The sequence below is a fragment of the Shewanella mytili genome, assembly GCF_046765975.1.
GTDB classification, from domain to species: domain Bacteria; phylum Pseudomonadota; class Gammaproteobacteria; order Enterobacterales; family Shewanellaceae; genus Shewanella; species Shewanella mytili.
This window is the reverse complement of sequence record NZ_JBKOUD010000011.1, coordinates 110,962-119,556: the sequence shown is the minus strand read 5'-3', so window position 1 is coordinate 119,556 and position 8,595 is coordinate 110,962. Positions and strand designations below refer to the sequence as shown.

The 8,595-nt window shown below is 51.8% G+C and carries 9 protein-coding genes, 1 tRNA gene and 2 rRNA genes; 8 read left to right on the top strand and 4 right to left on the bottom strand.

From position 1 onward, the window contains the following. From ACIDEJ_RS11885 to ACIDEJ_RS11865, 5 genes are all read left to right on the top strand, one after another. Positions 1-110: ribosomal RNA gene (locus tag ACIDEJ_RS11885) — 23S ribosomal RNA — on the top strand; the annotation flags it as partial. 92 nt (positions 111-202) lie between these two features. Beyond that, a 5S ribosomal RNA gene (gene rrf / locus ACIDEJ_RS11880) occupies positions 203-318 on the top strand. A 57-nt stretch (positions 319-375) separates the two neighbouring features. Then, positions 376-452 (top strand) — tRNA-Asp (locus ACIDEJ_RS11875). Positions 453-849: 397 nt separating this feature from the next. Further along, positions 850-1,053 carry a YkgJ family cysteine cluster protein gene (locus ACIDEJ_RS11870; RefSeq protein WP_411988284.1) on the top strand — a complete coding sequence of 68 codons (204 nt, stop codon included), beginning with the start codon at positions 850-852 and terminating at the stop codon, positions 1,051-1,053. Between the two features lie 8 nt (positions 1,054-1,061). Beyond that, positions 1,062-1,514: an Rrf2 family transcriptional regulator gene (locus ACIDEJ_RS11865; protein WP_411988277.1), complete on the top strand. Its 453-nt coding sequence runs from the start codon at positions 1,062-1,064 to the stop codon at positions 1,512-1,514. Here the strand turns inward: ACIDEJ_RS11865 and ACIDEJ_RS11860 are convergent. The 4 genes from ACIDEJ_RS11860 to gpmM are packed head-to-tail and all read right to left on the bottom strand — an operon-like array spanning position 1,511 to position 6,193. Further along, entirely contained in the window at positions 1,511-2,272 is a 762-nt protein-coding gene (locus tag ACIDEJ_RS11860; RefSeq protein WP_411988283.1) for a divergent polysaccharide deacetylase family protein, read from the bottom strand. The two genes, ACIDEJ_RS11865 and ACIDEJ_RS11860, sit on opposite strands and share 4 nt — an antisense overlap. Positions 2,273-2,276: 4 nt before the next feature. Next, a complete protein-coding gene (locus ACIDEJ_RS11855) occupies positions 2,277-3,476 on the bottom strand; it encodes a S41 family peptidase (protein ID WP_411988276.1) in 1,200 nt (399 codons plus the stop codon). A 28-nt stretch (positions 3,477-3,504) separates the two neighbouring features. Beyond that, positions 3,505-4,641, bottom strand: coding sequence for a murein hydrolase activator EnvC family protein (locus ACIDEJ_RS11850; RefSeq protein ID WP_411988275.1), 1,137 nt, complete (start codon positions 4,639-4,641; stop codon positions 3,505-3,507). 10 nt (positions 4,642-4,651) lie between these two features. Beyond that, on the bottom strand, positions 4,652-6,193 hold the full coding sequence (gpmM, locus tag ACIDEJ_RS11845; RefSeq protein WP_411988274.1) for a 2,3-bisphosphoglycerate-independent phosphoglycerate mutase: 1,542 nt from the start codon (positions 6,191-6,193) through the stop codon (positions 4,652-4,654). Between the two features lie 231 nt (positions 6,194-6,424). On the opposite strand from gpmM, the gene ACIDEJ_RS11840 reads away from it, so the two are divergent. From ACIDEJ_RS11840 to gpsA, 3 genes are all read left to right on the top strand, one after another. Then, positions 6,425-6,859: a rhodanese-like domain-containing protein gene (locus ACIDEJ_RS11840; RefSeq protein WP_411988273.1), complete on the top strand. Its 435-nt coding sequence runs from the start codon at positions 6,425-6,427 to the stop codon at positions 6,857-6,859. A 160-nt stretch (positions 6,860-7,019) separates the two neighbouring features. Next, positions 7,020-7,505: a protein-export chaperone SecB gene (gene secB, locus ACIDEJ_RS11835; RefSeq protein ID WP_411988272.1), complete on the top strand. Its 486-nt coding sequence runs from the start codon at positions 7,020-7,022 to the stop codon at positions 7,503-7,505. A 5-nt stretch (positions 7,506-7,510) separates the two neighbouring features. Beyond that, complete coding sequence (gpsA, locus tag ACIDEJ_RS11830; protein ID WP_411988271.1) at positions 7,511-8,527, top strand: NAD(P)H-dependent glycerol-3-phosphate dehydrogenase; 1,017 nt, start codon at positions 7,511-7,513, stop codon at positions 8,525-8,527. The last annotated feature ends 68 nt before the right edge of the window (positions 8,528-8,595 follow it).

Below are 8,595 nucleotides of genomic sequence, written 5' to 3'. Positions count from 1 at the left end.
CCTAGAGTCCACAGAAGAGCCGTTCGAGACCAGGACGTAGATAGGCAGGGTGTGTAAGCGTTGTGAGGCGTTTAGCTAACCTGTACTAATGACTCGAGAGGCTTAACCATACAACCCAGATGGGTTTCATCTTGATGAAATGAATATTTGATTGAAGTAGAGAACGGCTACTGAAGATTAGCTTTCCAGATTACCAAATTTGCCTGGTGACAATAGCATTGTGGTCCCACCTGATCCCATCCCGAACTCAGAAGTGAAACACAATCGCGCCGATGGTAGTGTGGGGTCTCCCCATGTGAGAGTAGGTCATCGCCAGGCGCCAATTTCGGCGAGATGCGGTTGCATCAGCCAGTAAGAATTGGGCTTCGGTCCAGTGGGGTGGTAGTTCAGTTGGTTAGAATACCGGCCTGTCACGCCGGGGGTCGCGGGTTCGAGTCCCGTCCATCCCGCCACAAATAGCAAGGCCTCGTCAATGACGAGGCCTTTTGCTTTTTTATCCCGTTCACTTTCTCTCTCGTTTCTTTGCCTGTCTTTTTAAGCTTATCTCAGTTATCCTTATATTATATTTTTCTACTTTTTACTTTTATAACAACATGTTGTCGCCTTTATGATGGCGTTTTCATTGTTGTTTATAATTTTAGTTGTCGTTTTAGAGTTTTTTATAATTCAAAAGCCTCTGTTACGTAATAAGCGCGTTATTATGTACGTAACTTTACGACACTGTGACATGTATGGTTCACCCATTATGGGAAGTCGCTATAATGTCACGATACTAATGAAGGTAATGAACAAGTGGATTGCCGAATGGGGTGTGGTGCTTGCTGCATTGCACCATCAATTACCAGTGCTATTCCCGGTATGCCTGCGGGTAAACCTGCAGGGGTGAGATGTGTTCAGCTGGATGAACATAATCTTTGTCGTTTGTTCGGGAAACCGGAGCGGCCACAGGTGTGTTGCGAATTCCAGCCATCTGCAGATGTTTGTGGTGATAGCAAGGATCAGGCTTTGTGGTTGATAGGCAACCTCGAACAACAGACTTCTTTTATACGGTAGGGTGAGTCATGCAATTAACACGTTATACAGATTTTGGCGTGCGCACTCTGATGTATCTGGCCATGCAGCCGGATCGGGAAAGCTTATTTCGGATTGCCGAAATTACCGATGTATTTGATTTGTCATCTAATCATGTTTCCAAAATCGTGCATCATCTGGGTAAGTTAGGGTACTTGCAAACCGTGCGGGGCAAGTGTGGCGGTTTTAGGCTCGGAATGGCGCCGGAAGAGATCAATATTGGGCAATTGGTGCGGGCACTGGAGCATTCTCTGGCGCCGGTTGATTGCGGGAAACCCTATTGCCGGTTTGCGCCGGCGTGCAAGTTGCAGGGCGTTTTAGGGCGAGCAGTCAAAGCCTATCTGGCGGTGCTTGACCAATATACATTAGCGGATGTGGTGTCTAATCGTGATGATTTGTTGGCGCTGTTGCCGGAATATTCACTGGCGGTGATAGACGGTTAATCCGGTTGCGCATTTGATGCTTCATGAGGGCTTCCATTAGGGAAGCCCTTTTTGTATGGCAACAACCTGGAGACTTTGACCAACTGGATATGGCTGGCAGGCAACTGGGGCAACTGTTGTTGCAAGAAGGCCAGTGTTTCTGGATAGGGGTGGGCAATCAGGATGGCTTGTCCCTCTTCTTGTGCCAGAGTGATGGCTTGTTGCAACTGCTTTTCCAGTGCGGCCAGGCTGAGCTGGTTATCCAAAAACACCTGACGTTGCAGCGTTGGCACGTCATGCTCGCGAGCCTGATGTCCGGCTTTGCTGTAGCGGGTGGTCATGCTGTCCACAAAGTAGAGCCTCCGGTGTTGCAGTGTGCTCATTAGCCATGCCATGGGTTGCTGTAGCTGGGTAAGGAAACTGCCCATGTGATTATTGCAGCCTTGGGCATAGGGTACGCTATCGATGGCCTGAGTCAGGGTTTGTTTGAATTCATCTTTGGACATTTTATTATGCAGCCCTCCCGGCCCTAATGCTTTGCCGTTTAGCGCCTGCATGGGCAGATGCAGCATGATTTCATGGCCTTGATGATGGGCCGCCTTGGCAATGCGTTTGCCCCATGGGGTGTGGGGGAGTACGGAAAAGGTGACGTTGGCTGGTAACATGAGTACGTCTTCATCGGTATGGCGGTAACCGATGTCATCCACAATGATGGCTAATCTGGCGGCACTCACAGGAACAGCGCAGAGACACAATAGAACAATCGACAATAAGCGCACGGCATTAATTATGGTTGCGGGTCTCAAGCCAGCGGATGGCCACATTGAATTGATAATCCTGCTGGTCATCGCTTTTGCGGGTATCGCTAGCGATTAGCGTTGAGCCCCCGGCGTGATCTTGTGTGACAGTTATATCAGGTTCAATCCCCTGTGTGTCAAGTAAATCCCCGTTCGGGGTGGTATAACGGGCGGTGGTGAGTTTCAGCATGGAGCCAGGTTCATACAGGTTCGGGATAAGGCTTTGCACCGTGCCCTTGCCGAAGCTGGTTTCGCCAATCACGGTGGCGCGCTGATGATCATGCAGTGCTGCCGTGAGAATTTCGCTGGCAGAGGCTGATGCCTTGTTGATAATCACTACCATGGGGATTTGGGGTAACAGGGTTTCAGCTGATGCATAAAAGGTTTCGTTGGCGTGGGGATAGCGCCCTTGGGTAGCAACGATAACGCCGTCATTGAGCAGCATATCCGCAATGGCTACCGCTTGCTCCAGTAACCCGCCGGGATTATTGCGTAAATCCAGCACCAGTCCTTGAATTTGCTGCTGTTGCCAGTATGTCAGCCATTTGCGGGCTTCTTGTGCTGTGTCCTGCTGAAAATGCGTGATTTTCAGGTAGCCGATATGGTCGGCGAGTAATGTGGCCTGCACGGAATGCAGCCGGATATGAGCCGGTTGTAGCATCAGGGCAAATGCCTCATCACCCCGGCGGATTTTTAATTCTACCGGCTGTTTTTGCTGGGCTGACTGCCGTAACGCTGCCAGAATTTGCGATGAATTGTCACTGCTGATGGCGAGATGATCACAAGCAAGGATGCGGTCTCCGGGTTGCAGGTCGGCGAGGGCTGCCGGCGTTCCGGGGAAGGTGTTGTTAATGATCAGCGCTTGTGGCGTTTGTGTGATTTCAAAGCCGAAGCCGTAATATTCGCCCCGGTTGTTACGCTGCAGGTCTTTTGCGTGGGATTCGTCCAGGAATGCCGAATGGCTGTCCAGCTTGCGAAAAATGCCATCGATGGCGGCATTGACTAACTGTTCGCGGCTGAATTGTTCCACATAGTAGGTTTCAACGGTTTCAATCACTTCCTGAAGCAGCACCAGCCCTTGCTGCGCTTGGCGTTGATTTTGCGGACTGTAACTGGCAACGCTTAATGAGATGCCAATGGCAATGCCACTGAGCAGGAGCAACGCAGCACGTATTGGTTGGTTCATATGCGCTCCTGATTGAGGGTGAAAATGGCTAACGCCGGCAGTAACGGGCCGGGTCTACGGCTTCTCCTTTGTGACGTATCTCAAAGTATAGGCTAGGTTTTGACTGGCCACCGGAGCGTCCGACCAGTGCGATGGTGTCATCTTTATGCACGCTGTCTCCCACATCCTTGAGCAAGGCTTGGGCATGGCCGTACAAGCTCATGTAACCTTTGCCGTGATCAATCACCAGCAGTAAGCCAAACCCCCTTAACCAGTCAGCATAAATCACTTTGCCAGGGGCAATGCTTTTAATGGCTTGGCCCTCAATGGCATCGATAACCACCCCTTTCCAGTTCACTTTGCCGGAGCGGCGGCTGCCAAAACGATTGCTCATTTTGCCTTTGGTGGGCCAGGATAATTTGCCACCCAATTGAGCCAGACCGTTCATGGAGGGCGTGTCGCGCATGGCTTTCATGGCGGCGTCAATCACCCGCTTCAATGAGGCCTCTTCAATTTGCAGTTGTTCCAGCTCAGATGCTTTGCTGTCAATGACTTGCTGCAATTCGCCCAGGGTATTTTGTCGTTGTTGCTGTTCTTTTTTCAATTTTTCCGACTGGGCCCGTTGTGCCAGTGCCAGCTGGTTGAGTTGTGCGGTTTCCTGTTGTTGCTGCTGTTGCACCAGGTTGAGTTGCTCCCGGGTCTGCTTCAGTTGGTTGATGGCATCCATGCGGGCTTTATTGAGAAATTCATAATATGCTAGCATTCGCTCCATGGCTGTGGGATCTTGCTGATGCAGCAACAGCTTGCTGTAATCGTGATTTCCCGCCAAAAAGGCGCTTTTCAGCTGCCGGGCCAAGGTTTGTTGCTGGCTTTGTTGTTGTGCTAAGAGCGTTTGGGCCTGCTGGGTCAAGGTGGCCAGTTGTTGCTGGCTGGCATTGAGTCGGTGTTCGGTTTCGCTGACTTGCCGGGCGGCAACCCCAATGGCCTGCTCATCCTGTTTTAACAGCTTGAGGAGCTTTTCTCTTTGATTGCCGCTGTCTTTGAGATCATTTTGTTGGGCCGCAATTTGCTGCTGAATTTGCTTCAGTTGGGATTGCCGTTGCTCCAGGCTTGAGGCCTGGAGTGTGTGGCTGAAGATAAGAAAGCCAGCAAAAATGCTGGCTTTGGCTATGGCATGCTTATGCACCAGTCAGTGATTACTCTTCTGTGTGGATCAGTGGCCGGCCGGTCATTTCCGCCGGAATGTCTTGTCCCATGAGTGTTAGCATGGTCGGGGCGATATCGCTTAAACGGCCCCCATCATCTATATGCGCTTGGCGGCCCACATAGATAAACGGCACTAATTCGCTGGTGTGAGCCGTGTGGGCCTGACCTGTGCTGTCGTCTACCATTTGCTCCGCATTACCGTGATCGGCGGTGATGATGCACTCACCGCCCGCTTTTGCCAGCGCATCCACTACCCGGCCAATGCAGCCATCTACCGCTTCGCAGGCTTTCACTGCGGCGGCAAAGTTGCCGGTGTGGCCTACCATGTCACCATTGGGATAATTACAGATGATGACATCATATTGAGCAGATTCAATTGCTTCAACCAACTTATCCGTGAGTTCTGTGGAGCTCATCTCGGGTTGCAGGTCATAGGTGGCCACTTTGGGGGAGTTAATCAGAATGCGATCTTCGCCGCTAAAGGGTTGTTCCTTGCCGCCATTGAAGAAGAAGGTAACGTGGGCATATTTCTCGGTTTCTGAAATTCGCAGCTGTTTAAGTCCCCGGTTTTGCAGTACTTCTCCCAGGGTATTGACCAGCTCCTCTTTCGGGAATGCCACCGGGGCCTGGATATCGGCGGCATATTCGGTCAGGGTGACAAAGCTTATTTTGGGGCATGTTTGGCGCTTGAATCCGTCAAAGTCGGGGTTGATGAAGCTGCGGGTCAACTGACGCGCGCGATCGGCGCGAAAGTTCATAAAGATAACCGCATCGCCATCGTTTACGGCGGTAAGACCCTCCGGGCCATCAATCACGGTAGCTGCAACAAACTCATCATTTTCATCACGCTCGTAGGCCGCATCCAGTGCTGCGGTGGCCGAGGCGGCGTGATGCTTTGCTTGTCCTTGGGTGATCAGTTCATAGGCTTGCGCCACTCGCTCCCAGCGGTTATCCCTGTCCATGGCATAGTAACGCCCAATAATAGAGGCGATGCGACCGGTGCCCAACTCATCAAAAAGGGCATCAAACCGGGCCAGGCTCGGGTGGGCGCTTCGTGGCGGCGTATCGCGCCCATCAAGAAATGCATGCAGGTAAACTTTCTGGGCACCGCGCGCGACCGCCAAACGGCACATGGCGGCAATATGATCTTCATGGCTGTGCACGCCCCCCGGAGAGAGCAGCCCCATCACATGGACGGCGCCATTGGCTTTTATGGCGTTATCAACGGCCGTGACCAACGCGGGGTTATCAAAAAATTCACCGTCTTCAATGGCTTTGCCAATACGGGTGAGCTCCTGGTAAACAATGCGCCCGGAACCGATATTGATATGGCCCACCTCGGAGTTGCCCATTTGCCCGGCGGGCAGCCCCACATCGGTTCCCGAGCCGGAAATCAGGCTGTGGGCATGGGTGGCATTCAACTTGTCCAGCACTGGGGTGTTGGCATGGTAAATGGCGTTGCTGCTGGTTTTTTGTGAATAACCCCAACCGTCGAGGATCAATAATGCCAGCGGGCCCTTGATTGTCTGCATGTGAATACCTATCCAGCGTAAAAGCGAAATCTAAATAAAAATTAGTTAAATAATACTACAGTCGTGGCCGCATAAAAAAGCCACACAAGACGATTGTCGTAATAGCTTTCTTTTTAGCGTGTGCAGGCGTTAGGGCCATTGTGTGGTTGAAACTGCTGCAATCTGCCATGGCTATGGGTATACTCTGCGCAAGTTCTTAGCTGCCCAATAACAACACAGGCTGTCATAAAAATGCAGGAATATATCGAATTTTTTAAAGCGCACCCCATTTTGAGTGTGGCGTGGGTGGGGTTATTTATCGCTTTGCTGGTTACCTGGTTTAAAAGTGCGTTATCCAAAGTGAAGCAGGTGAATCCACAGGAAGCCACATTACTGATGAACAAGCAGGACGCGCAGATTATTGACGTGCGTTCCAAAGATGATTTTCGTCGTGGCCACATTGTGAATGCCGTTAACATTCCTATGGCGGAAATTAAAAATAATAGCAACACCAACCTTGAAAAGTACAAAGCCAAACCCATTATACTGGTATGCAGCGCCGGTATGACCTCTGCGCAAGCGGCAGAGTTGCTGGTGAAAAAAGGTTATGAGCAGGTCTTTAACCTGAAAGGCGGTATGGGTGAATGGCAAACTGCCAATTTGCCGGTATCCAAAAGCAAACGCTAGTTTTATCGGGAGCCGTTGATCATTGCGGCTCGCCTCTGTCGCTGTTCCGGTCGTCCGGGGCAGATAATCAAGAGATGGTGGTCGCCCTGCGGCCTTTTACACTGTCTCCCGCAATAACAACGGCTCATGAAAGCCGGGACCAATTGGATAGGTAAGCATTATGGCTGAAGTAGCAAACAACGAACAGCAAGCCCCTCAGTTCAACATTCAACGCGTATATATCAAGGATGTCTCTTTTGAAACCCCTAACAGTCCCGCTGTGTTTCAGAAGGAATGGACACCTGAAGTCAAATTGGATCTTGATACCCGTAGCGCTAAATTGGCTGACGATGTTTATGAGGTGATCCTGTCGTTGACCGTTACTGCTCAAAATGGTGATGAAACCGCCTTTTTGTGCGAAGTGCAGCAGGCGGGTATTTTCACCATTTCCGGTCTGACCGAGCCACAACTGGCACATTCGCTGGGTGCTTTCTGCCCGAACGTATTGTTCCCTTATGCCCGTGAAGCGGTTGCCAGCCTGGTTTCTCGTGGCACATTCCCTCAGCTGAATCTGGCCCCTGTCAACTTTGATGCGCTGTTTGCCCAGTACATGCAGTCTCGTCAGGCTGAAGACGCAGCAGCTCAAACCGATGCTGCTGACGCTTAATTCCAATGGTTGATTCTGCAGAAATTACCGTGCTGGGTGCCGGTTCCTATGGAACCGCACTGGCAATCTCGCTCGCCAGCAACGGTCATAAAACCGTGTTATGGGGACATGAACCCGAGCATGTGGCACGTTTGGCCTCGGCCCGCTGCAATGAAGAGTTCCTGCCGGGCATCGGGTTTCCTGATGCCTTGGTCATGGAAGCGGATTTGGGCAAGGCGCTGGCGGCATCGCGCAACGTGTTGTTGGTGGTTCCCAGCCATGTATTTGGCGAAGTGCTGACCATTGCCAAACCCTTGCTGCGTAAAGATGCCCGCATTGTTTGGGCCACCAAGGGGCTGGAGCCTCACACCGGGCGGCTGTTGCAGGATGTGGTGCGGGATGTGCTTGGCCACGGGTATCCGCTGGCGGTGTTGTCCGGGCCTACGTTTGCCAAAGAGCTGGCCGCAGGCTTGCCCACGGCAATCTCGGTTGCCGGTACCGATGAAGGGTTTACCGAGGATTTGGCTGGGTTGCTGCACAGCCCCAAAAGCTTGCGGGTATATGCCAATGATGATTTTGTCGGCTTACAGTTGGGCGGTGCGGTAAAAAATGTCATTGCGATTGGTGCCGGGATGTCTGACGGCATCGGTTTTGGTGCCAATGCCAGAACGGCGTTGATCACCCGTGGACTGGTGGAATTGACACGGCTTGGCTGTGCTCTGGGTGCTAAAAGCGACACCTTCATGGGCATGGCCGGATTGGGCGATTTGGTGCTGACCTGCACAGACAACCAGTCCCGTAACCGCCGCTTTGGGCTGGCGTTGGGGCAAGGGTGCGATGTGGCCACGGCCCAGCAACAGATTGGGCAGGTGGTAGAGGGATACCGCAATACCAAAGAGGTGTATACCCTTGCCAAACGCTTAAGGGTGGAAATGCCGATTACCGAGCAGATTTATCAAGTGCTGTATCAGGGCAAGTCGCCGCTGGATGCGGCCAAAGAGCTGTTGGCCCGGGAACAAAAATCGGAAACGCCAAGCGCTTAAGCCACAAGGGCGAATATCCCAAGCACTCAAGCTTTAATCCAAAGGATGCGTCAGCATCCTTTTTCATG

Bases quoted from the DNA above. Each gene is read 5' to 3' on its own strand.
- ACIDEJ_RS11865 (WP_411988277.1), top strand. From the start codon at position 1,062: ATGCAATTAACACGTTATACAGATTTTGGCGTGCGCACTCTGATGTAT.
- ACIDEJ_RS11855 (WP_411988276.1), bottom strand. From the start codon at position 3,476: ATGAACCAACCAATACGTGCTGCGTTGCTCCTGCTCAGTGGCATTGCC.
- gpmM (WP_411988274.1), bottom strand. From the start codon at position 6,193: ATGCAGACAATCAAGGGCCCGCTGGCATTATTGATCCTCGACGGTTGG.
- ACIDEJ_RS11840 (WP_411988273.1), top strand. From the start codon at position 6,425: ATGCAGGAATATATCGAATTTTTTAAAGCGCACCCCATTTTGAGTGTG.
- secB (WP_411988272.1), top strand. From the start codon at position 7,020: ATGGCTGAAGTAGCAAACAACGAACAGCAAGCCCCTCAGTTCAACATT.
- gpsA (WP_411988271.1), top strand. From the start codon at position 7,511: ATGGTTGATTCTGCAGAAATTACCGTGCTGGGTGCCGGTTCCTATGGA.